Genomic DNA, 23565 nt, shown 5'->3' with positions numbered 1-23565 from the left:
CCCATCCTTAGCAACTCAGAAGATTGTCCATGAACCCCATCAAAGTTGGCCTGCTCGGCATCGGTACCGTCGGTAGCGGCACGTTCAACGTGCTCAAGCGCAACCAGGAAGAAATTCGTCGCCGCGCCGGCCGCGGCATCGAGATTGCCGTGGTGGCCGATCTCAACACTGAACGCGCGCGCGAACTGACCAACGGGGAAGTGGAGATCGTCAGCGACGCTCACCAGGTGGTGACGCGCCCCGACATCGACATCGTCATCGAACTGATCGGCGGCTACGGCGTGGCGCGCGAGCTGGTGCTCAAGGCCATCGAGAACGGCAAGCACGTGGTCACCGCCAACAAGGCGCTGCTGGCCGTGCATGGCAACGAGATCTTCGAAGCCGCGCGCAAGAAGGGCGTGATCGTGGCCTTCGAAGCCGCGGTCGCCGGTGGCATCCCCATCATCAAGGCGCTGCGCGAAGGCCTGACCGCCAACCGCATCCAGTGGATCGCCGGCATCATCAACGGCACCACCAACTTCATCCTGTCCGAGATGCGCGACAAGGGCCTGGATTTCGACGTGGTCCTGAAGGAAGCGCAGCAGCTGGGCTACGCGGAAGCCGATCCCACCTTCGACATCGAGGGCGTCGATGCCGCGCACAAGGTCACGCTGATGAGCGCGATCGCCTTCGGCATGCCGGTGCAGTTCGACCGCGCGCACGTGGAGGGCATCACGAAGCTGTCCGCCACCGACATCAAGTACGCCGAGGAACTGGGCTACCGCATCAAGCTGCTGGGCATCACGCGCCGCCGCGACGACGGCGTGGAACTGCGCGTGCATCCGACCCTGGTGCCGGCCGCGCGCCTGATCGCGAACGTGGAAGGTGCGATGAACGCCGTGCTGGTGCAGGGCGACGCCGTGGGCGCCACGCTGTACTACGGCAAGGGTGCCGGCGCCGAGCCGACCGCCTCGGCCGTGATCGCCGACCTGGTCGACGTGACCCGCCTGCACACCGCCGACCCGAACCACCGCGTGCCGCACCTGGCGTTCCAGCCCGACGAGCTGTCGAGCGTGCCGGTGCTGCCGATCGAAGAGATCAACAGCTCGTACTACCTGCGCATGCGCGTGGCCGACGAGACCGGCGTGCTGGCCGAGATCACCCGCATCCTGGCCGAGGGCGGCATCTCGATCGACGCCATGCTGCAGAAGGAATCGCGCGAAGGCGAGCCGCAGACCGACATCATCATCCTCACGCACATCACGCGCGAGAAGCACGTCAACGCCGCCATCGCCAAGATCGAGGCGCTGTCGACCGTGCTGTCCGACGTGACGCGCCTGCGCATGGAAGAACTGAACTAAGCGCAGCCACCGCATAGCCACAGCAGAGCCACATGAAATACCAGTCGACCCGCGGCCATGACATGCCGCAATCGTTCTCCGAGATCCTGCTCGGCGGCCTGGCCCCCGATGGCGGCCTGTACCTGCCCAAGCAGTATCCGCAAGTCACGGCCGACGAGCTGGAGGCCTGGCGCAAGCTGCCGTATGCCGACCTGGCCTACGAGGTCCTGCGCAAGTTCTGCGACGACATTCCTGCCGAGGACCTGCGCGCGCTGACGCGCAAGACCTATACCGCCGAGGTGTACTGCAACGCGCGCGAGGGCGATAACACCGCCGACATCACGCCGCTGCGCACGCTGGGCGAAGAAGGCGGTACGAAGCTGCAACTGCTGGGCCTGTCCAACGGCCCGACGCTGGCCTTCAAGGACATGGCGATGCAGTTGCTCGGCAACCTGTTCGAGTACGCGCTCGCCCGTGCCGGGCAGGAGCTGAACATCCTGGGCGCGACCTCCGGCGACACCGGCAGCGCCGCCGAATACGCGATGCGCGGCAAGCGCGGCATCCGTGTGTTCATGCTGAGCCCGCACCGCAAGATGAGCGCGTTCCAGACCGCGCAGATGTTCAGCCTGCAGGACCCGAATATCTTCAACATCGCCATTGAAGGCGTGTTCGACGACGCGCAGGACATCGTCAAGGCCGTCTCCAACGACCACGAATTCAAGGCCCGCCAGAAGATCGGCACGGTCAATTCGATCAACTGGGCGCGCGTGGTGGCCCAGGTGGTTTACTACTTCAAGGGCTGGCTGCTGGCGACCGACGGCCCGGGCCAGAAGGTCTCGTTCTGCGTGCCGTCGGGCAACTTCGGCAATGTCTGCGCCGGCCATATCGCGCGCATGATGGGGCTGCCGATCGACAGGCTGGTGGTCGCCACCAACGAGAACGACGTGCTCGACGAGTTCTTCCGCACCGGCGCCTACCGCGTGCGCAAGTCGGCCGAGACGTATCACACCTCCAGCCCGAGCATGGATATCTCCAAGGCCTCGAACTTCGAGCGCTTCGTGTTCGACCTGCTGGGCCAGGACGCCGGCAAGCTGGCTGCGCTGTTCCGCGACGTGGATGAGAAGGGCGGCTTCGACCTGGCGGGCACGCCGGAATTCGACCGCATCCGCGCCTTCGGCTTTGTCTCGGGCCGCAGCACGCACGAGGACCGGCTGGCGACCATCCGCGACCTGTCGTCGCGCTATGGCATCACCATCGATACCCACACCGCCGATGGCGTCAAGGTGGCGCGCGAGCATCTCAGCGCCGGCGTGCCGATGGTGGTGCTGGAAACCGCGCTGCCGGCCAAGTTCGCCGACACCATCCGCGAGGCGCTCGGCCACGAGCCGGAGCGTCCGGCCAGGTTCGAGGGCATCGAGAGCCTGCCGCAGCGCTTTGAAGTGATGCCGGCCGACGCCGCCAGGGTCAAGGCCTATATCGCCGGCCACACCGGCCTGTAAGCACGCTGGCCGCCAAGGGCACGCTGCGGCACCGCGGCGTGCCGTGTCCGCGCCAACTCGCTACAATCAGGCTGCGGGCCCGATCCCCGGCCCCCGGATTGCTTCCTGCTGTCATGGCGGAGGCGATGCGCGGGCCGTTTCTTTTTGGCCAACCCGCATGGGCCAACCCTTCCTGCACATCGCACCATGACCCAAGCCGCAGCACCTTCCCGTCCCCCGATGCTGACCATGGCCCAGGCGCTCGATGCGCTGCTGTCCGCCGCGCGCCCGCTGGCGCAGGTAGAGCAGGTCGACACGCTTGACGCCAATGGCCGCGTGCTGGCCGCGCCCGTGACCAGCACGCTGCGCGTGCCGCCGGCGGACAACACCTCGATGGATGGCTACGCCATGCGCGCCGCCGATGTCCCGGCAGCGGGCACGCGGCTGCGCGTGTCGCAGCGGATTCCGGCGGGGCATGTCGGCACCGAACTGCAGCCGGGCACCGCCGCGCGCATCTTTACCGGCGGCCTGATTCCGCCAGGCGCCGACGCCGTCGTGATGCAGGAGCAATGCACGGCGGAGGGCGAGGACGTGATCGTCAACCACGTGCCGCAATCCGGTGAATGGATCCGGCGCGCAGGCGAGGACATCGAGGCCGGCAGCGTGATCCTGCCCGCGGGCACGCGGCTGACGCCGCAGGCGCTGGGCCTGGCCGCGTCGGTCGGGCAGGCGAAGCTGGACGTGGTGCGCCGCGTGCGCGTCGCGGTGTTTTTCACCGGCGACGAACTGGCGATGCCGGGCGAGCCGCTCAAGCCGGGCGCGATCTACAACTCGAATCGCTTCACGCTGCGCGGCCTGCTGGAAAACCTGGGCTGCGAGGTCAGCGACTTCGGCATCGTGCCCGATACGCTGGCGGCCACGCGCGAGACGCTGCGCCGCGCGGCGCAGGGGCACGACCTGATCATCACGTCGGGTGGCGTGTCGGTCGGCGAGGAAGACCATATCAAGCCCGCGGTCGAGGCGGAAGGTCGCCTCGACATGTGGCAGATCGCAATCAAGCCGGGCAAGCCGCTGGCGTTCGGCCAGGTCAACAGCGCAGGGCCCGACCGGGCGTTTTTCCTGGGCCTGCCGGGCAACCCGGTGTCGAGCTTCGTTACCTTCCTGCTGTTCGTGCGGCCGTTCATCCTGCGCCTGCAGGGCGTTGCCGACGTGGCGCCGCGCCGCCTGCCGCTGCGCGCCGATTTCGAACTGAACATGGGCGACCGCCGCAACGAGTTCCTGCGCGCGCGCATCAATACCGAAGGCGGGCTGGACCTGTTTCCCAACCAGAGTTCCGGCGTGCTCACGTCCACGGTATGGGGCGACGGGCTGATCGACAACCCTCCCAACCAGGCCATCGCGCGCGGCGATACCGTGCAATTCATTCCGTTTGACGGCCTGCTCGCATAGCCGGCCCGCATTACCAGCATGTACACAGAGGCAGTCATGACCATCGAACTACGATTCTTCGCCAGCGTGCGCGAACAACTCGGCGTGGCCGAGGAGCGCGCCGAGGTGCCGGCCGAGGTCCGCACCGTGGGCGAGCTGCGCCAGTGGCTGCGCCAGCGCGGCGGCGCCTGGGCCGAGACCCTGGCCGAAGGCCGCGCGCTGCGCATGGCCGTCGACCACGCGGTGGCGCGCCCCGACACGGCGATCACCGATGGCTGCGAGGTTGCCTTCTTCCCGCCCGTTACCGGAGGCTGAGATGAGCGTCAGGGTTCAGCGCGAGGATTTCGACCTGGGCGCCGAGGTGGCGGCACTGCGCGCCGGCAACCCGCAGGTCGGCGCCGTGGCCAGCTTTATCGGCACAGTGCGCGATGTCAGCGAGGGCAGCGCCATCAGCGCGATGGAGCTGGAGCACTACCCGGGCATGACCGAGAAGGCGCTGGCGCAGATCGAGGCGGCGGCGTGCGCGCGCTGGGAACTGCTGGGCGTCACCGTCATCCATCGCGTCGGCCCGCTGCTGCCGCTGGACCAGATTGTGCTGGTCGCGGTCGCATCGAAGCATCGCGGCAATGCGTTCGCGGCTTGCGAATTCATCATGGACTACCTCAAGTCCGAAGCGCCGTTCTGGAAGAAGGAAGAAACGCCGGAAGGCGCGCGCTGGGTCGATGCACGCGTGACCGATGAGGACGCGCTGAAGCGCTGGGGTATCCAGTCGCTCAACGCCAGCGGAGAGGGTGGAGAGGGCAGCGAGGGCAAGCCCTGATGGGCCCGTTGGGGTTTGTCGCCGTCGGCGTCGGCGCCGCGGCGGGGGCATGGCTGCGCTGGGGTTTCTCGGTGCTGTGGAATGCGCTCAACCCCGCGCTGCCGTACGGCACGCTGGCCGCCAACCTGCTGGGCGGCTACCTGATCGGGCTTGCCGTCGGTTTTTTCGATACCCATGCCGGCCTGCCGCCCGAATGGCGCCTGCTGGCCATCACCGGTTTCCTTGGCGGCCTGACCACGTTCTCGACCTTTTCCAGCGAGGTGCTTGCCAACCTGCTCGCCGGCGACTACGGCTGGGCAGCGATGCACCTGCTGCTGCACCTGGGCGGCTCGCTGCTGCTGACCGCGCTGGGACTCTGGACTTACCGCGTGCTGGCCTGAGCCACCAGCGCGCGCAGCGCGGCATTGAATACCTGCGGCTGCTCCATGTGCGGACTGTGGCCGGCGCCGGCGATCACGGTGAGGCCCGCGTCGGGCCGCAAGTCGCGGGTGGCGATGCCTACTGCCGGGGCGTACAGCCGGCTGGCCTCGCCATACAGGTGGAACAGCGGCAGGCGCGCCGTGCGCAGCGTGTCGAGGAAGTCCTGCCTTGCCATGTCTTCCCATAGCGCGGCCAGCGTGGCGGCCTCGCAGCTCTGCGCCATCCGCGCAATGCGCTGCATCGCCGCGCCGTCGGGGCGCCGTCCTGCCGCCCACAGTCCCAATGCCACCGAAGGCGCCAGCCGCGGCCAGTCGGCGCGGATGCGCGCCGCCATCTGCCTGGCCTGGGTCATGTCGTAATGGCCGTGGAGTCCGTGCGGCCATTGCGGGTCGGTGACCAGCCGGGGCGTCATGTCGATGCTGCCAACTGCCGCCAGTGGACAACCCGGATGGTCACGCAGCAGCGTCCATGCCACCATCGCGCCCATCGACCAGCCCGCCACGACCACATCGTCCAGCCCGAGATGGCCGACCAGCGCCGCGGCATCGCGCGCCAGCGCCGCGATGGTGGTGCCGGTGCCGTGCCGCGACAGCCCGTGGCCGGCATGGTCGGGCGCAATCACCCTGAATCCCGCCCGCGCCAGCGCGCGCTGGCCGTCGAAGGTTTCGCCGGTGACGGACCAGCCATGCAGCAGCAGCAGCGGCCGGCCGGCGCCGGCTTCGCGCCAGCCCGGCAAGGCGCCATGCGCCGGATGTGTGGAAAAGGGCGGGGCGGCGGCGCTGTCACAAGCCGAATCGGGAGCGTCCAACGACGTGTCTCTCCAGGCGGTAGGTGGGGGGGCGATGCAAGCGAGGGCAGGGTGCGCCTCTATTGACATCCACGCCGGTCAATTTATACGATGAAACATGAATCAGATATCAGGTTTTGCCTGCATATCGGTTTCCGGGGTGGCGGCAGGGGCGAGGAGGAGTAGGAGGAGGTGCCTGCGGCATGACCCGAAGCGGCTGGCATTCCCATGACAAGGCGCGCAGCGCCACCGGAGACAAGATGTCCCAGACCGAGACTGGCGAAGTCGGCGAAGCCACCGACATGGCCCACGCCGGCGGCATGTGCCCGCCCAAGACCGCGCGCGGGCAGAAGACCCGTGCAGCGTTGCTGCGCGCCGCCGAAAAGGTGTTCGGCGAGAAGGGCTACTACGCCGCGTCGATCTCCGAGATCACGCAGGAAGCCAAGGTCGCCATGGGCACCTTCTACCTGTACTTCAAGGACAAGGAAGATATTTTCCGAGCGCTGGTCGGCCACATGCTGGAGCTGGTGCGCACCCACCTGCGCAAGCACGTGGCCAACGCCGCCAGCCAGATGGAAGCCGAGCGGCTGGGCCTGAAGGCCTTTCTCTCCTTCGTTTCGCGCCACAAGAACCTGTACCGCATTGTGCTGGACTCGTACTCGGTGGACGAAACCATCTACAGCAGCTATTTCCAGGTCTTTGCCGAGCTCTACAGCCGGCGGCTGGAGCGCGCCGAAGAGCAGGGCGAAATCGTCCCCGGCGATGCCGAGGTGCGCGCGTGGTGCCTGATCGGCATCAGCAACTTCCTCGGCATGCGCTATGCGCGCTGGAAGCGTCCGGCCTCCATGGAGAAGGTGGTCGATACCGCCTTCGACCTGATCGCCCACGGCCTGCAGCCGCGATGACCACGGCCGCAGATCCGCTGGTCTTGCTCGAACGCCGGGACGGCGTGGCCCTGCTGCGCCTCAACCGGCCGCAGCGGCACAACAGCCTCGTGCCGGCGTTGCTGGAAGCCTTGCTGGCCGCACTGGACGAGGTCGAAGCCGACACGTCGGTCCGTGCCATGGTGCTGACGCATGCAGGGCGCAATTTCTCGACCGGCGGCGACGTGGCGGCCTTTGCGGCGCAAGGCGATGGCATTGCCGCCTACGCCAGCGAGTTGCTCGCGCTGCTGAACCGTTCGATCCTGCGCCTCACGGCACTGCGTTGCCCGGTGGTGGCGGCCGTCGAAGGCTGGCTGACCGGCGGCTCGCTCGGGCTGGCGCTGGCCTGCGACATGGCCGTACTGGCGCAGGATGCGCGCATCGCGCCGTTCTACACGGTGGTGGGCTTCAGCCCGGACGGCGGCTGGACGGCGATGCTGCCGCAGCTGGCCGGTCCGGCACGGGCGCGCGCCTGGCAACTGAGCAACACGGTCGTGGCGGCGCCGGATGCCGTCATGCATGGCCTGGCCTCTGCGCTGTCCGCACCCGGTGCGGCAGAGGCCGATGCAATCGCGCTGGCGCGCGGCGTGGCGGACAAGTTGCCCGGCAGCGTGGCGCATACCCGCGCGCTGCTGCGCTGGGACGCCGACGCGCTGGCAGCGGGCCTGGAACGCGAGCGCGCCGCCTTCGTCGCGCAAATCTCCAGCGCGGAGACCGCCGACGGCATGCGCCGCTTCCTTGCCGGGCGCACGCGGGAGTAGCCGGGCAGTAGAAATTCCCGCAGTTGCAGCAGGTTCCAGCCCTTCTAACGCAAAAGAACCCGAACACAGGAGACAGCCATGCAAAGCAACCCCCTCGCCGTACGCGCCCTGGTCATGGCCGCCGGCCTTCTTGCCACCGGCGCCGCGCTGGCCAAGGATATCCGCATCGCCCACGTCTACGACAAGACCGGCGCGCTGGAAGCGTATGCCAAGCAGACCCAGACCGGCCTGCTGATGGGCCTGGAATACGCCACCAACGGCACCATGACCGTCAACGGCAACAAGCTGGTGGTGATCGAAAAGGATACGCAGGGCAAGCCTGACGTGGCCAAGGCGCAGCTTGCCGCCGCCTACAGCGACGACCGCGCCGATATCGCCGTCGGCCCGACGTCGTCCGGCACCGCGCTGGCGATGCTGTCGGTGGCGGAGGAATACAAGAAGGTGCTGCTGGTCGAGCCCGCCGTCGCCGATTCGATCACCGGCGACAAATGGAACCGCTATATCTTTCGCACCGGCCGCAATTCGTCGCAGGACGCGATCTCCAATGCCGTGGCGCTGGACAAGCCGGGCGTGACCATCGCCACGCTGGCGCAGGACTATGCCTTCGGCCGCGACGGCGTGAAAGCGTTCAAGGGCGCGCTCAAGAACGCGAAGATCGTCCATGAGGAATACCTGCCCACCAACACCACGGACTTCACTGCCGGTGCGCAGCGCTTGTTCGATTCGCTCAAGGACAAGCCTGGCCGCAAGGTGATCTTCATCATCTGGGCCGGCGCCGGCAATCCGTTCAAGATCGCGGACCTCGATCCCAAGCGCTACGGCATCGAGATCGCCACCGGCGGCAATATCCTCCCGGCGATGACCAGCTACAAGAACTTCCCCGGCATGGAAGGGGCCACGTACTACTACTTCGGCATCCCGAAGAACAAGGCCAACGAGTGGCTGGTGTCGAACCACTACAGCAAGTTCAAGGCACCGCCCGATTTCTTCACCGCCGGCGGCATGACCGCTGGCATCGCGCTGGTCGAGGCGCTGAAGAAGACCAACGGAGACACCGGCACCGACAAGCTGATCATGGCGATGGAAGGCATGTCTTTCGAGACCCCCAAGGGCAAGATGACCTTCCGCAAGGAAGACCACCAGGCGATGCAGTCGATGTACCACTTCAAGATCAAGGTGGACCCGGCCTTTGCCTGGGGCGTGCCCGAGCTCGTGCGCGAGATCAAGCCCGAAGAGATGAACGTGCCCGTGCGCAACCAACGCTGATGAACGCGCCAGCCCCCTCCGCCCCCTCGGCCTCCTCCGCCCGCTCTGCCGGCCTGCCGGCGTCGCAGTCGCCCGCTGCGCAGCGCGGCACGGCCGCGGCGGCCGGCGCCCGGCCGCTGCTCGAGACGCGCGACCTGACCATCCGCTTCGGCGGCCATGTCGCGGTCAATGCGGTGTCGTGCGCATTCCGGCCGGGCGAGCTGACCTGCATCGTCGGCCCGAACGGCGCCGGCAAGACCACGTACTTCAACCTGGTCTCGGGGCAGTTGCCGCCCTCCGCCGGGCAGATCCTGCTCGACGGCGAGGACGTGACGCGCCTGCCGGTGTCGCAGAAGACCCGGCGCGGCATCGGCCGGGCCTTCCAGCTGACCAGCCTGTTCCCGCAGCTGTCCGTGCTGGAGAACGTGCGGCTGGCGGTGCAGGCGCGGCAGCAGCGCGGCATCGACCTGATCTCGATGTGGACCAGTCACCGCGACATACGCGCGCAGGCGCTGGCGATCCTGGAGCGGGTCGCGCTGGCGGGCAAGCAGCACCTGGCGGTGGCGTCGCTGCCGCATGGCGACCAGCGCAAGCTGGAAGTCGGCATCCTGCTGGCGCTGCAGCCGCGCGTGTTCATGTTCGACGAACCCACCGCGGGGATGAGCGTGGACGAAGTGCCGGTGATCCTGGACCTGATCCGCGAGATCCGCCAGGACCGCAGCAAGACGGTGCTGCTGGTCGAGCACAAGATGGATGTGGTGCGCTCGCTGGCGGATCGCATCATCGTGCTGCACAACGGCACGCTGGTGGCCGACGGCGACCCCGCCGAGGTGATCGCATCGCCGGTAGTGCAGCAGGCTTACCTGGGCATGGCGGAGGAAGAGAAGGAGGGCGGCAACCATGGCTGACGCGCAACACGCCACGCCGATCCTGCGGCTGCAGGGCGTGCAGACCCATATCGGCCCGTACCACATCCTGCACGGCGTCAGCTTCGACGTGCCGCGCGGCGGCGTGACCATGCTGCTGGGGCGCAACGGCGCCGGCAAGACCACCACGCTGCGCACCATCATGGGTTTGTGGCAGGCAAGCGCCGGCACGGTGAGCTTCGACGGCACGGACATCACGCGCCACAGCACGCCGTCGATCGCGCAGGCAGGCATTGCCTACGTGCCGGAGAACATGAGCGTGTTTTCCGACCTCACCGTGGCCGAGAACATGCGCCTGGCCGCGCGCAGCGGGGCCATCGACGAGCGGCGGCTGGACTGGGTCTTTCGCATGTTCCCGGCACTGAAGACCTTCTGGCACCAGCGTGCCGGCGTGCTGTCGGGCGGGCAGAAGCAGATGCTGTCGGTGGCGCGCGCGATCATCGAGCCGCGCAAGCTGCTGATCGTCGACGAGCCCACCAAGGGGCTGGCACCCGCGATCATCCAGAACATGATCCATGTCTTCCGCGAGCTCAAGCAGACCGAAGTGTCGATCCTGCTGGTGGAGCAGAACTTCAACATGGCAAAGTCGGTGGGGGATACGGTGGCAGTGATGGATGACGGACGCACCGTGCATGCGGGAACGATGGCGGCGCTGGCGGGGGATGACGGGCTGCAGCAGCAATTGCTGGGGCTGTCGCTGGCGGCACACCAGTAGCGCCGTGCAGGACTGATGGTTTGCTCCCCTCTCCCGCGTGCGGGAGAGGGGAGCAAACAACGTGCGGCCGATACGCCCGCCGCAGGATGGAGACCCATGACAACTTCAACGACCTTACCTACCGCACCGCCGGCAGCCCTGCCCAAGGTCCGGCTCGACTGGACCCCGCTGGCCCTGGCGCCGCTGCTGATGCTGCTAGCCTTCCCGCTGGTCGGCAGCCCTTCGACCTGGCTCACGCTGACCATCGCCGGCCTGGCGATGGGGATGATCATCTTCGTGGTGTCCTCCGGCCTGACGCTGGTCTTCGGCCTGATGGACGTGCTCAATTTCGGCCACGGCGCCTTCATCGCGCTGGGCGCCTACGTGGCGGCATCGGTGCTGCTGCCGATGGCAGGCTGGGTGGAGGCGGACAGCCTCGTGCAGAACCTGGCGGTCTTCGCGCTGGCGATTGCCGCGGCCATGGTCGCGGCCGGCGCGGTCGGGCTGTTCTTCGAGCGCGTGGTGGTGCGCCCCGTCTATGGCCAGCACCTGAAGCAGATCCTGATCACCATGGGCGGCATGATTGTCGCCGAGCAGCTGATCAAGGCGATCTGGGGCCCGGAAACCATTGCGCTGCAGGTGCCCACCACCTTCCGCGGCGCGGTGCTGCTGGGCGATGCCGCGATCGAGAAATACCGGCTGATCGCGATGGCCCTCGGGCTGGTGATCTTTATCGCGATGGTGCTGCTGCTCAACCGCACCCGCATCGGCCTGCTGATCCGCGCGGGCGTGGAGAACCGCGAGATGGTCGAGGCGCTCGGCTATCGCATCCGCCGGCTGTTTATCGGCGTGTTCGTGGTCGGCGCTGGGCTCGCCGGGCTGGGCGGCGTGCTGTGGGGGCTGTACCAGCAGAACATCACCGCGGCGATCGGCGCGCAGGTGAACGTGCTGATCTTCATCGTCATCATCATCGGCGGGCTGGGTTCGACCACGGGCTGCTTTGTCGGCGCGCTGCTGGTCGGCCTGATGGCCAACTACACCGGTTTCCTGTACCCGAAGGTTGCGCTGTTCTCCAACATCCTGCTGATGATGCTGATCCTGCTGTGGCGCCCGCAAGGACTGTTCCCGGTGGCACGGCGCTGAACGGAGCGACACGACCATGATCCGACTTCTCTCCGGCGATCTGCCGCGCAGCCGCGTGCTCACCGTGATCCTGCTGCTGATCCTGCTGGCGCTGGCCTGCGCGCCGTTCGCCTTTCCCGGCGCGCGCGCACTGAACATGGCGGCCAAGATCTGCATCTTCGTGGTGCTGGTGGCCAGCTATGACCTGCTGCTGGGCTACACCGGCATCGTCTCGTTTGCGCACACCATGTTCTTCGGCATCGGCGGCTATGGCGTGGCCATCGCGATGTCGCGCATGGAGCCGGGCTGGGGCGCGCTCGCCGTGGGCGCCGCGGGCGCGCTGGCGGTCTCGGCGCTGCTGGCTTTCCTGATCGGCCTGTTCTCGCTGCGCGTGCGTGCGATCTTCTTCGCGATGATCACGCTGGCGGTGGCGACCGCCTTCGCCACGCTGGTGTCGCAGCTGTCGGAATGGACCGGCGGCGAGGACGGGCTGACCTTCAAGGTGCCCGAGGTGCTGCGCCCGGGCTTCTCGCTCGGCGACGCCGAGCTGCTGGGCGTGCCGCTGACCGGCAAGCTGCTGAGCTACTACCTGGTGTTTGCCGGCGCGCTGGTGCTGTTCCTGGCGCTGCTGCGCGTCGTCAATTCGCCGTTCGGCCGCGTGCTGCAGGCGATCCGCGAGAATGACTTCCGTGCCGAGGCCATCGGCTACCGCACTGTGGTCTACCGCACGGTATCGACGGTCTTGTCTGCGATGTTCGCCACGCTGGCCGGGGTGCTGATGGCGGTTTGGCTGCGCTATAACGGTCCTGACACCTCGCTGTCATTCGAGATCATGGTCGACATCCTGCTGATCGTGGTGATCGGCGGCATGGGCACGATCTACGGCGCGGTGATCGGCACGGTGCTGTTCCTGGTGGCGCAGACCTACCTGCAGGACGTGATGAAGCTGGCGAGCGACGCCACCACGGCGCTGCCGCTGCTGTCGTCGCTGCTGCATCCGGACCGCTGGCTGCTGTGGCTCGGCCTGCTGTTTATCCTGAGCGTCTACTACTTCCCGCAGGGCGTGGTGGGGCGGCTGCGCGGCAATCGGGCCGTGCAGGACGTGGCAACCTGAGCGGAGGGCCGCGCAATGTACGTAATCGACTGGCTGCACAAGAACGCGCAGCACACCCCCGACAAGATCGCGCTGGTGGACGTGGAAAGCGGCCGCCGGGTGACCTATCGCCAGTTCGACGAGCGCGCCAGCCGCTTCGCCGAATACCTGGCCGAAGGCCTGCAGCTGGCGCCAGGCACGCGCGTCGCCGTGCTGGCGCACAACAGCTCCGACTATTTCGAGATGCTGTACGGCTGCGCCAAGGCCGGCATGGTGATGGTGTGCCTGAACTGGCGCCTGCCCGCGGCGGAATTGCTGCCGATCCTGCAGGACTGCACGCCCGAGGTGTTGGTCGCCGGCGATGGCTTCCTGGCCGTGGCCGCCGAACTGGCGCGCACCTTGCCGCTGCGCGCGGTGCTGCATCTTGCCGACGACGAGGCGGCCGATGTACCCGGTGGCTGGACCGAGTACGAAGCCGTGCTCGACGCGGCCTCGGGGCGCATCATCGAGATGCCGTGCCGCGACGAGTCCGAGGTATGGCACCTGCTGTACACCTCCGGCACCACCGGCAAGCCCAAGGGCGTGATCCAGACCTATGGCATGGTGTTCTTCAACGCCGTCAACGCCATGCTGGCCAACAAGATCACGCGCGACGACGTGTTCCTGAACGTGCTGCCGTTCTTTCATACCGGCGGCCTGAACCTGTATGCCAACCCGGTGCTGCATGCCGGCGGCACGGTGCACATCATGCGGCAGTTCGAGCCGCAGGTCGTGCTGGACCGGCTCGACCGCAAATCGGGCGAGGGCATCACCATGTTCTTCGCGGTGCCGGCGGTGTACCTGTTCCTGAGCCAGCATGCCGGCTTTGCGCAAGCGGACTTCTCCGGCGTGCGCAACATGTCGGCGGGCGGCTCGCCGGTGCCGCGGCCGCTGCTGGAAGCCTACCTGGCCAAGGGCGTGACCATCTGCTTCGGCTTCGGCATGACCGAAACCGGGCCCACGGTCTTTGTCTGCGACGAAGACACCGCGCGCAGCAAGATTGGCACCATCGGCAAGCCGGTGGGGTCGATGCTGACGCGCATCATCGACCCCGTGGGCAATGATGTCGCGCCCGGCGAGCGGGGCGAGCTGCTGATCAAGGGGCCGGGGGTCACGCCCGGCTACTGGAACCTGCCGGGAGCGACTGCCAATGCGATCCGCGACGGCTGGCTGCATTCCGGCGACATCGCCTGGCGCGACGAGGACGGCGACTACTACATCGTCGATCGCGCCAAGGACATGTACATCTCCGGCGGCGAGAACGTCTATCCCGCCGAAGTCGAAAATGTACTGTTCCAGCTGCCGGGCGTGGCCGAGGCCGCCGTGATCGGCGCGCCGGACGCACGCTGGGGCGAGACGGGCATGGCGCTGGTGGTGCTGCGCGCTGGCGCCTCGCTCGATGCGGAGCAGGTCATCGCCCATTGCAAGGCGCAGCTTGCCGGCTACAAGGTGCCGCGCCATGTGCGCTTTGTCGACGCGTTACCGCGCACGCCGTCGGGCAAGGTGGAGAAGCACAAGCTGCGCGCCAGGTTTGCCGGCTGACGCGCCGCGTCCCGCCATACGAATTTCCTGCATTTCCTGCATTTCCTGCAGTCCCCGCAGTCCCGCTGTCCGCAGTCTCCGCTGTTCCTCATTGACGTACGTCTCTACCGCCCCGACGCGGGCGACAGAAGGAGGGTGACATGCATTCCAAGCAGTTTCCGCCGCCGCAACAAGGCAGCTTGCGCGGTACGGTGTTCGCCGTCGCGGCAGCGATGCTGGCCGCTGCCTGTGGCTCGGGCGATGACAACAATGGCAACGGCAACAACCCCAACACCAAGCCCGCATATATCGGCGCGGTCAACATCATCAGCTACAACGGCAGCAGCGACGACCTGCTGACCGCGGGGCTGGGCAAGGACGGACTTGCCAGTGCCACCGCGCCGCTGCCGGCCAATGCCACCGCCCCGACCGCGGCGGAACTGCGGCGCTACGCGATCTACTCCAACTACCGAGCCATCGTCGACACCACCGCGGCTGGCGGCTATGGCTCGCTGTACGGCCCCAACGTGGACGCGCAGGGCAATGTCACCGGCTCGGAGGGCAAGATCGCCGGCGTGGAATACCTGGCGTATTCGGACGACGGCACGGGCCAGCAGAACGTGACCATGCTGGTGCAGATCCCGGCCGGCTTCGATTCGTCCAGGCCGTGCGTGATCACCGCCACGTCGTCGGGCTCGCGCGGCGTGTACGGTGCCATCGCCACCGGCGAATGGGGGCTGAAGCGCGGCTGCGCGGTCGCCTACACCGACAAGGGCACCGGCGCCGCGCCGCACGACCTGGATACCGATACCGTGCCGCTGATCGACGGCACCCGCGCCACGCGCGCGGCCGCCGGCAAGAATGCGCAGTTCGCCGCGCCCGCAGGCGCCACGTCGCTGGCGGATTTCACCGCCGCCAGCCCGCACCGGCTCGCGTTCAAGCACGCGCATTCGCAGCGCAATCCGGAGAAGGACTGGGGCAAGTTCACATTGCAGGCGGTGGAGTTCGCGATCTGGGCGATCAATGACCGCTTCGGCGCGGTGTCCGCCAACGGCACGCGCCAGCGCAGCATGGACAAGGGCAAGATCCTGGTGATCGCGTCGAGCGTGTCGAACGGTGGCGGCGCCGCGGTGGCCGCTGCCGAGCAGGACACCGATGGCCTGATCGATGGCGTGGCCGTGGGCGAGCCCAACCTCAACATGCCACCGGATACAGGCGTGGTGGTGCGGCGCGGCGGCGTGCAGGTGCCGTCTTCGGGCCGCACGCTGTATGACTACACCAGCACGGCCAACCTGCTGCAGCACTGCGCCGCGCGCACCACTGCGCTGACGCAGTCACCGTTCTACGACAACCCGACCATGGCGCCGTTCTTCGCGGCGCGCTGCACCACGCTGGCGGAAAAGGGACTGGTCACCGGCACCAATACCAGCGAGCAAAGCGCCAGCGCGCTGCAGGCGCTGCATGAAGCGGGCTGGGAGTCCGAATCCGATGACCTGCACCCGTCGCTGGCCGCCTTCGACACCGCTGCCGCGATCACCGTGACCTACGCCAACGCCTACGCGCAGGCCAGCGTGACCGACAAGCTGTGCGGATACAGCTTCGCCAATACGCTGACCGACCTGAAGCCGGCGGCGATCGCCCCGGCAGCGCTGGCGTCGATGTTCGCCACCGGCAATGGCATCCCGCCGCAGCCGCCCTCGGTGCAGCTGATCAACGACCTCGACCCGACGCACGGCCCGTACCTGAACCTGTTCTCCGTGTCGGCATCGAACGGCCGCACCGATCTCAACTACGATGGCGCCGATTGCCTGCGCAAGCTGCTGGCCGGGACCGACGCCGCGGCGCGCGCCTTGCAGGCTGGCCAGGCGCTGACGCTGCGCAACGGCAACCTGCGCGGCAAGCCGGCGGTGATCGTGCACGGCCGCAGCGACGGCCTGCTGCCGGTGAACCATACCTCGCGCCCGTACCTGGGGCTGAACCGGCAGAAGGAGGGGCTGGCCAGCAAGCTGGCTTACATCGAGGTGGAGAATGCCCAGCATTTCGATGCCTTCATCGGGCTGGTGGCGGGCTACAGCAACCGCTACGTGCCGCTCCATGTGTACCTGAACCGCGCGCTCGACGCCGTGTACGACAACCTGACGACCGGCAAGCCGCTGCCGCCGTCGCAGGTGGTGCGTACCACGCCGCGCGGCGGCACTGTCAACACGCCGGCGCCGACGCTGCTGCGGTCCAATGTCCCGCCGATCGCCGCCACGCCCGCACCCGGCAATGCGATCACCGTCAACGCCTTGAGCGTGGAGGTGCCCAACTGATGACCGACGCCATGCCGCGCGTGCTGACGCAACGCGATTTCGACCGCTTCGCCGCGCTGTCGCGCGACGACAACCCGATCCACTGCGATCCGGCCTTTGCCCGCGGCACGCACTTCGGTGCCACGGTGGCGCACGGCATGTTCCTGTTTTCGCTGCTGTGCGCGCATACGTGGCGGGAGCTGGCCGCACCTGCGCTGCCGGTGGCGCAGACGCTGATGTTCCCGACGCCGGCCTTCGCCGGCGATGCGGTGGCGTTTGCGCTGGTGCCGCAGCCGCAGGCGCGGCCGGCGGGTTTTGGCACCACGGTCAGCGCGGGCATCCCCGGCGCGGCGCCGCGCGTCGCGGCCGCCGGTGAATCGTCGTGGCTGGCGGAGGCTGCACCGGGCCGGCTGCCGGCATGGCCAGGCGCGCAGCCGGAGGCCGCGGGCGATCCCGCGCTGTACGGCCTGCGTCCCGGGCAGTCGGCCAGCGCCACGCGCGCCTTCACCGCGGCCGATATCGCCGAGTACGTTGCCCTGACCGGCGATGCCAATCCGTACCATGCTGACGCCGCCTTCGCCCGCGCGCGCGGCTTCGGCGAGGCGGTGGTGCCGCTGCCGCTGCTGGCCGGCATGTTTTCCGACCTGCTCGGCACACGGCTGCCGGGGCGCGGCACCGGGTGGATGAAGCAATCGCTGCGGCTGGCCTCGGCAGCGCGGCTGGACGAGCCGCTGACCGCGCAGGTGCGCATCGTCCGGCTGCGCGCCGGCAAGGACCTGGTCAACCTGGCGAGCGTCGTCACCGGCGCGGATGGCCGGGTGGTCGTGCAGGGCGAATCGCTGGTGCTGGTGCGCAACCTGGCGGACAAGGGCAGCGAGAGCCGGGCGGCATAGCCTGTTTGTGGCGGCTTCACGTACCGTTTGCTGCACTCAAAGCCTTATCTCCGCGGGTCCTTGAAATGTCGCGACAAAGCCTTATCTTTCGGATATCCAGTGTCCGGCAGGGCATCCAGGCACCCCGGCGGCGAAGCCGGGGCCAGCGCCCCCCGCATCAGGACACGACCTATCCGAGAGAGGGAATCCTATGCGTCTTGACAAGCTGACCACCCGGTTCCAGGAAGCGCTCGCTGAAGCGCAAAGCCTGGCCCTGGCCAACGACAACCAATACATCGACCCGCAGCACGTGCTGCGCGCGCTGCTGTCGCAGGACGACGGCGCCGCCCGCGCACTGCTCGCACGCGCCGGCGTCAACGTGCAGGGCCTGCAGACGGCGCTGGACGCCGCCATCAAGCGCCTGCCGCAAGTGCAGGGCACCAACGAGGTCCAGATCGGCCGCGACCTGGTCAACCTGCTCAATGCCACCGAGAAAGAAGCGCTCAAGCGCGGCGACCAGTTCATCGCCAGCGAGCTGTTCCTGCTGGCCGTGTCCGACGACAAGGGTGACGCCGGGCGCATTGCGCGCGAGAACGGCCTGAACCGCAAGTCGCTCGAATCGGCCATCCAGGCCGTGCGCGGCGGCGAATCGGTCAACAGCGCAGAGGCCGAGGGCCAGCGCGAGGCGCTGAAGAAGTACACCATCGACCTGACCGAACGTGCCCGCATCGGCAAGCTCGACCCCGTGATCGGCCGCGACGACGAGATCCGCCGCGCAATCCAGATCCTGCAGCGCCGCACCAAGAACAACCCGGTGCTGATCGGCGAGCCGGGCGTGGGCAAGACCGCGATCGTGGAAGGGCTGGCGCAGCGCATCGTCAACGGCGAAGTGCCCGAGAGCCTGAAGAACAAGCGCGTGCTGGTGCTGGACATGGCCGGGCTGCTGGCCGGCGCCAAGTACCGCGGCGAGTTCGAGGAACGCCTGAAGGCCGTGCTGAACGACGTCGCCAAGGACGAGGGCCAGACCATCGTCTTCATCGACGAGATCCATACCATGGTGGGCGCGGGCAAGGCCGAGGGCGCGATCGACGCGGGCAACATGCTCAAGCCCGCGCTGGCGCGCGGCGAGCTGCACTGCATCGGCGCGACCACGCTTGACGAATACCGCAAGTACATCGAGAAGGATGCCGCGCTGGAGCGCCGCTTCCAGAAAGTGCTGGTCGACGAGCCGACCGTGGAAGCGACCATCGCCATCCTGCGCGGCCTGCAGGAGAAGTATGAGCTGCACCACGGCGTCGAGATCACCGATCCGGCCATCGTCGCCGCGGCGGAGCTGTCGCATCGCTATATCACCGACCGCTTCCTGCCCGACAAGGCCATCGACCTGATCGACGAGGCCGCCGCGCGTATCAAGATGGAAATCGACTCCAAGCCGGAGGCGATGGACAAGCTCGAGCGCCGCACCATCCAGCTCAAGATCGAGCGCGAAGCGGTCAAGAAAGAGACCGACGAGGCTTCGCTCAAGCGCCTGGACCTGATCGAGCAGGAGATCGCGCGCCTGGAGAAGGAGTACGCGGACCTCGACGAGATCTGGAAGGCCGAGAAGGGTGCCGCGCAGGGCACGGCCGCGCTGAAGGAAGAGATCGAGAAGGTCAAGCTCGAGATCGCGAAGCTGCAGCGCGAAGGCAAGCTCGACAAGGTGGCCGAGCTGCAGTACGGCAAGCTGCCGGGACTGGAAGGCAAGCTCAAGGCCGCCACCGATGCCGAAGCCAGCGAGCAGAAGCAGCCCAACAAGCTGCTGCGCACGCAGGTGGGCGCCGAGGAAATCGCCGAAGTGGTGAGCCGCGCGACCGGCATCCCGGTGTCGAAGATGATGCAGGGCGAGCGCGAGAAGCTGCTGAAGATGGAGGACCGCCTGCACAACCGCGTGGTCGGCCAGGACGAGGCCGTGCGGCTGGTGTCCGATGCCATCCGCCGTTCGCGCGCAGGGCTGGCGGACGAGAACAAGCCCTATGGCTCGTTCCTGTTCCTGGGACCGACCGGTGTCGGCAAGACCGAGCTGTGCAAGGCGCTGGCCGAGTTCATGTTCGATTCGGAAGAGCATCTGATCCGCATCGACATGAGCGAATTCATGGAGAAGCACAGCGTCAGCCGCCTGATCGGCGCGCCGCCGGGATACGTGGGCTACGAGGAAGGTGGCTACCTGACCGAGGCCGTGCGCCGCAAGCCGTACAGCGTGGTGCTGCTCGATGAAGTGGAGAAGGCCCACCCCGACGTCTTCAACGTGCTGCTGCAGGTGCTGGACGACGGCCGCCTGACCGATGGGCAGGGCCGCACGGTGGACTTCAAGAACACGGTGATCGTGATGACGTCCAACCTGGGTTCGCAGATGATCCAGTCGATGGCCGGCGAGCCGCAGGAAGCGATCAAGGGCGCGGTCTGGCAGGAAGTGCGCACGCATTTCCGGCCGGAGTTCCTGAACCGGATCGATGAAGTGGTGGTGTTCCACGCGCTCGACCAGAAGAATATCGAGTCGATCGCGCGCATCCAGCTGCAACGCCTGCAGGCCCGCCTGGCACGCATGGACATGACGCTGGAGGTCAGCGACTATGCGCTGGAGAAGATCGCCAGCGCGGGCTACGACCCGGTGTTCGGGGCGCGTCCGCTCAAGCGGGCGATCCAGCAGCAGATCGAGAACCCCGTGGCGCGCGCCATCCTGGAAGGCAAGTTCGCGGCAAAGGATGTGGTGCCGGTGGACTATGTGGATGGCGAGTTCACCTTCGGGCAGGCCGTGCAGTAAGCCCGGTTTCGAGACTCTTCGATGTCACAGGCAGGCCCTTGCGGATTCCCGCAAGGGCCTTTTTGCATGGCCGCGCCCTGCCATGTAAGGGAGTGCCGCGCCGTGCAATTTTTTCACGGCGATCCCGCGCTTCGCTCCGTCAGTTGCCGTGCTGCATGCGATTCTCCAAGTGGCATGCTTTTCGCGTTGCAAAAGGGTTGAGTTTCCTTACAAAGCGCTGCGCCTCCACGCAGCCTGTCCCCACAGGAGCCAATCCATGACCGACAAGCCTTTCCTCACCGACGTCAAGACCCTGCGCGCGCGGGCCCGCCAGCATATCGAAGAGGGTGCGGTGACCTCCGGTTACACCGCCGACCGCGAGGCCGTGCTGAAGCTGCTCAACGACGCGCTGGCGACCGAGATCGTCTGCGTGCTGCGCTATCGCCGCCACTATTTCATGGCCCAGGGCCCGAACTCGAAGAGCGTCGCCGAAGAATTCCTGGCCCACTCGAATGAAGAGCAGGGCCATGCCGACCAGATCGCCGAGCGCATCGTCCAGCTGGGCGGCGAGCCCGACTTCGCGCCGGACGGCCTGACCAGCCGCTCGCACGCCGAGTATGTCCCGGGCAACAGCCTGACCGAGATGATCAAGGAAGATTTGGTGGCCGAGCGCATCGCCATCGACAGCTATCGCGAGATCATCACGTTCCTGGGCGAGCGTGACCCGACGTCGCGCCGCATGATGGAAGAGATCCTGGCGGTGGAAGAGGAGCACGCCGACGAAATGGCGGACCTGCTGGCGCGCCAGGGCGGCTGAAGCCTGCATGGCGAATTTCTGCGGGTTGTCCCGGACTTGACCGCGATCAAATCGGACTCGGCGGCGAGCCGATACCATTTACTTGTCATGGAGATGCGGGGGCGCTCTTCATGACTTGTCTACCCGTTTCCGGAATGGAAACTTCGCCCGCACCGGTTTGCCGGTGCGGGCGTTTTCTTTTGGGTGTGCCGATTGCGCAACCTCGCGCCACCTCACGCCACCTCACGCGCACCTTGCGTCCCGTCGTCCCCATATGACGGCATGCCGATATTTCCGTCCGATCTTATGCAAAAAACAGTAAAGGATCGGCGAAACCATTCGTTCCGTTCAGATAGCCCCGTCGGTAGTCTTGCTCCTGACACAAGCCCGCCCCCGGCGGCGGGCACAGCAACCAGAGGCGCCTGGCGCCCATTCACGACAGACGGGAGCAACACGAATGATCCGCAAACTGGCCATCGGCCTGGCAGTCCTGGGCGCCCTGGGCGCGGCGCAGACCGCTTCGGCGACCAACCTGCTCAATGTTTCCTACGACCCGACCCGCGAACTGTATGTCGACGTCAACGCGGCCTTCGCCAAGGCCTGGAAGGCCCAGGGCGGCGATGCCGTGACCGTGCGCCAGTCGCATGGCGGATCCGGCAAGCAGGCCCGTTCGGTGATCGACGGGCTGGATGCTGACGTGGTGACGCTGGCGCTGGGCTACGACGTTGACGCCATCGCAGAGACGGGACTGATCAAGCCGGACTGGCAAAAGCGCCTGCCGCACAACGCCGCGCCGTACACCTCGACCATTGTGTTCCTGGTGCGCAAGGGCAACCCGAAGGGCATCAAGGACTGGGGCGACCTGGTCAAGCCCGGCGTGCAGGTTATCACGCCGAACCCGAAGACCTCGGGCGGCGCACGCTGGAACTACCTGGCCGCGTGGGGCTATGCGCTGCGCCAGCCTGGCGGCAATGAGACCAAGGCGCGCGAGTTCGTCGGCGAACTGCTCAAGCATGTGCCGGTGCTGGACTCTGGCGCGCGCGGCGCCACCACCACCTTCGTCGAGCGCGGCCTGGGCGACGTGCTGCTGGCCTGGGAGAACGAAGCCATCCTGGCCATCAAGGAGCTGGGTCCGGACAAGTTCGAGATCGTCGCGCCGTCGATCTCGATCCTGGCCGAGCCGCCGGTGGCCGTGGTCGACAAGGTGGTCGACAAGAAGGGCACGCGCAAGGCCGCCGAGGCCTACCTGCAGTTCCTGTACACCGACGAAGGCCAGGAGATCGCCGCGAAGAACTACTACCGCCCGATCTCGCAGAAGGTGGCGGCCAAGTACGCGGCCAACTTCCCCAAGGTCAAGCTGTTCACCATCGATGAGGTGTTCGGCGGCTGGCAGAAGGCCCAGAAGACCCACTTCGCCGACGGCGGCTCGTTCGACCAGGTTTATCAACCCGGCAAGAAATAATCCATGAGGCTGGCGGGCCGGGCCGCGTGGGGCGGCCCGGCACCGAGCCGGCCCAACAGAAGAAGGAAGCCCCGATGTCCATCCTGACGCTCTCCGGCAGCCCGTCAGTCCAGTCCCGCTCCGGCCTTGTGCTGGCGCACCTGCGCACCGCGCTGGAAGCTGCCGGTGAACGCACCCGCCACCTGGACCTGCGCGACCTGCCGGCGGGCCCGCTGCTGGCGGCGCGCGTGGACGACGACGCCATTGCCGCCGCCACCCGCGCGGTGGCCGAGGCCCAGGTGGTGGTGCTGGCCACGCCGGTCTACAAGGCCGCCTACAGCGGCCTGCTCAAGGCCTTCCTGGACCTGCTGCCGCAAACCGGCCTGCGCGACAAGATCGTGCTGCCGATCGCCACCGGCGGCAGCCTCGCCCATGCGCTGGCGATCGACTACGCGCTGCGCCCGGTGCTGTCCGCGCTGGGCTCGCGCCAGATCCTGCCCGGCATCTTTGCCGTGGACCAGCAGATCGACACCTCCGCCTCCTCCGCCTCCTCCGATGGCGGCGGCGTGCGCCAGGCGCGCTTCGACGCCGCGCTGTCCGCCCGCCTCGACGAAGGCCTGCTGCGCGTGCGCGACGCACTGGCGCACGCCCGCATCGAGGTCCCGCTCGACGCGCTCGACGTTGTGCCCGGTGCCTTCGTGCAGCGCGCCGCCGCTGCCGCCGTGGTGGCGGAGCGATGTACCGCCTGATCTGAATTCCTGATGCATTGGCGCCGGCCAGTCCGGCGCCGCGGCAGCAACGCCGCCAGCC

General features: G+C 67.4%; 21 protein-coding genes. 20 read left to right on the top strand and 1 reads right to left on the bottom strand.

Features of this window, described 5'->3' with window-relative positions; all coding sequences use genetic code 11:
- The first annotated feature begins 29 nt into the window (after positions 1 to 29).
- From E0W60_RS20805 to crcB, 6 genes are all read left to right on the top strand, one after another.
- Positions 30 to 1340, top strand: a complete 1311-nt coding sequence (locus E0W60_RS20805) for a homoserine dehydrogenase (protein WP_135705472.1) — start codon at positions 30 to 32, stop codon at positions 1338 to 1340.
- Positions 1341 to 1372: 32 nt separating this feature from the next.
- Positions 1373 to 2818, top strand: coding sequence for a threonine synthase (gene thrC, locus E0W60_RS20800; protein ID WP_133096456.1), 1446 nt, complete (start codon positions 1373 to 1375; stop codon positions 2816 to 2818).
- A gap of 186 nt (positions 2819 to 3004) precedes the next feature.
- On the top strand, positions 3005 to 4246 hold the full coding sequence (locus E0W60_RS20795; protein ID WP_135705471.1) for a molybdopterin molybdotransferase MoeA: 1242 nt from the start codon (positions 3005 to 3007) through the stop codon (positions 4244 to 4246).
- Between the two features lie 36 nt (positions 4247 to 4282).
- Entirely contained in the window at positions 4283 to 4540 is a 258-nt protein-coding gene (gene moaD, locus E0W60_RS20790) for a molybdopterin converting factor subunit 1 (protein WP_029048714.1), read from the top strand.
- 1 nt (position 4541) lies between these two features.
- Positions 4542 to 5045, top strand: a complete 504-nt coding sequence (moaE, locus tag E0W60_RS20785) for a molybdopterin synthase catalytic subunit MoaE (protein WP_133096454.1) — start codon at positions 4542 to 4544, stop codon at positions 5043 to 5045.
- A complete protein-coding gene (gene crcB, locus E0W60_RS20780; RefSeq protein ID WP_133096453.1) occupies positions 5045 to 5425 on the top strand; it encodes a fluoride efflux transporter CrcB in 381 nt (126 codons plus the stop codon). The genes moaE and crcB overlap by 1 nt, the downstream gene beginning before the upstream one ends.
- Here the strand turns inward: crcB and E0W60_RS20775 are convergent.
- Positions 5407 to 6273 (bottom strand): alpha/beta fold hydrolase, encoded by an 867-nt coding sequence (locus tag E0W60_RS20775; protein ID WP_240745880.1) that lies wholly within the window; start codon positions 6271 to 6273, stop codon positions 5407 to 5409. The two genes, crcB and E0W60_RS20775, sit on opposite strands and share 19 nt — an antisense overlap.
- 239 nt (positions 6274 to 6512) lie before the next feature.
- Here E0W60_RS20775 and E0W60_RS20770 point away from each other — a divergent pair, with 239 nt between their 5' ends.
- The 14 genes from E0W60_RS20770 (at position 6513) to ssuE (ending at position 23504) form a co-directional block, all read left to right on the top strand.
- Positions 6513 to 7157, top strand: a complete 645-nt coding sequence (locus E0W60_RS20770) for a TetR/AcrR family transcriptional regulator (protein ID WP_135705470.1) — start codon at positions 6513 to 6515, stop codon at positions 7155 to 7157.
- Entirely contained in the window at positions 7154 to 7936 is a 783-nt protein-coding gene (locus tag E0W60_RS20765; RefSeq protein ID WP_135705469.1) for an enoyl-CoA hydratase/isomerase family protein, read from the top strand. Before E0W60_RS20770 ends, E0W60_RS20765 begins: the two co-directional genes overlap by 4 nt.
- 78 nt (positions 7937 to 8014) lie before the next feature.
- Positions 8015 to 9202: a substrate-binding domain-containing protein gene (locus E0W60_RS20760; RefSeq protein ID WP_133096449.1), complete on the top strand. Its 1188-nt coding sequence runs from the start codon at positions 8015 to 8017 to the stop codon at positions 9200 to 9202.
- Positions 9203 to 9318: 116 nt separating this feature from the next.
- Complete coding sequence (locus tag E0W60_RS20755) at positions 9319 to 10089, top strand: ABC transporter ATP-binding protein (RefSeq protein ID WP_133096562.1); 771 nt, start codon at positions 9319 to 9321, stop codon at positions 10087 to 10089.
- Positions 10082 to 10822 (top strand): branched-chain amino acid ABC transporter ATP-binding protein, encoded by a 741-nt coding sequence (locus tag E0W60_RS20750; RefSeq protein ID WP_133096448.1) that lies wholly within the window; start codon positions 10082 to 10084, stop codon positions 10820 to 10822. The genes E0W60_RS20755 and E0W60_RS20750 overlap by 8 nt, the downstream gene beginning before the upstream one ends.
- A 96-nt stretch (positions 10823 to 10918) precedes the next feature.
- Positions 10919 to 11944, top strand: coding sequence for a branched-chain amino acid ABC transporter permease (locus E0W60_RS20745; RefSeq protein WP_135705468.1), 1026 nt, complete (start codon positions 10919 to 10921; stop codon positions 11942 to 11944).
- Between the two features lie 16 nt (positions 11945 to 11960).
- Positions 11961 to 13037, top strand: a complete 1077-nt coding sequence (locus tag E0W60_RS20740) for a branched-chain amino acid ABC transporter permease (protein WP_133096446.1) — start codon at positions 11961 to 11963, stop codon at positions 13035 to 13037.
- 15 nt (positions 13038 to 13052) lie between these two features.
- Positions 13053 to 14597, top strand: coding sequence for an acyl-CoA synthetase (locus tag E0W60_RS20735; protein WP_135705467.1), 1545 nt, complete (start codon positions 13053 to 13055; stop codon positions 14595 to 14597).
- A gap of 140 nt (positions 14598 to 14737) precedes the next feature.
- Entirely contained in the window at positions 14738 to 16888 is a 2151-nt protein-coding gene (locus E0W60_RS20730) for a D-(-)-3-hydroxybutyrate oligomer hydrolase (RefSeq protein WP_135705466.1), read from the top strand.
- The gene (locus tag E0W60_RS20725; protein ID WP_135705465.1) at positions 16888 to 17760 is read left to right on the top strand and encodes a MaoC/PaaZ C-terminal domain-containing protein; all 873 of its coding nucleotides are present in this window, start codon (positions 16888 to 16890) and stop codon (positions 17758 to 17760) included. The genes E0W60_RS20730 and E0W60_RS20725 overlap by 1 nt, the downstream gene beginning before the upstream one ends.
- Positions 17761 to 17950: 190 nt before the next feature.
- A complete protein-coding gene (gene clpB / locus E0W60_RS20720) occupies positions 17951 to 20539 on the top strand; it encodes an ATP-dependent chaperone ClpB (RefSeq protein ID WP_133096442.1) in 2589 nt (862 codons plus the stop codon).
- A 256-nt stretch (positions 20540 to 20795) separates the two neighbouring features.
- On the top strand, positions 20796 to 21335 hold the full coding sequence (locus E0W60_RS20715; RefSeq protein WP_135705464.1) for a ferritin-like domain-containing protein: 540 nt from the start codon (positions 20796 to 20798) through the stop codon (positions 21333 to 21335).
- 436 nt (positions 21336 to 21771) lie between these two features.
- Complete coding sequence (locus E0W60_RS20710) at positions 21772 to 22776, top strand: sulfate ABC transporter substrate-binding protein (RefSeq protein WP_135705463.1); 1005 nt, start codon at positions 21772 to 21774, stop codon at positions 22774 to 22776.
- Positions 22777 to 22850: 74 nt separating this feature from the next.
- The gene (gene ssuE, locus E0W60_RS20705; RefSeq protein ID WP_135705462.1) at positions 22851 to 23504 is read left to right on the top strand and encodes an NADPH-dependent FMN reductase; all 654 of its coding nucleotides are present in this window, start codon (positions 22851 to 22853) and stop codon (positions 23502 to 23504) included.
- Positions 23505 to 23565: the final 61 nt, after the last annotated feature.

This window comes from Cupriavidus oxalaticus (genome assembly GCF_004768545.1).
In the GTDB taxonomy this organism is placed as follows: Bacteria; Pseudomonadota; Gammaproteobacteria; order Burkholderiales; family Burkholderiaceae; genus Cupriavidus; species Cupriavidus oxalaticus_A.
This window is presented reverse-complemented; position numbering and strand designations above follow the sequence as displayed.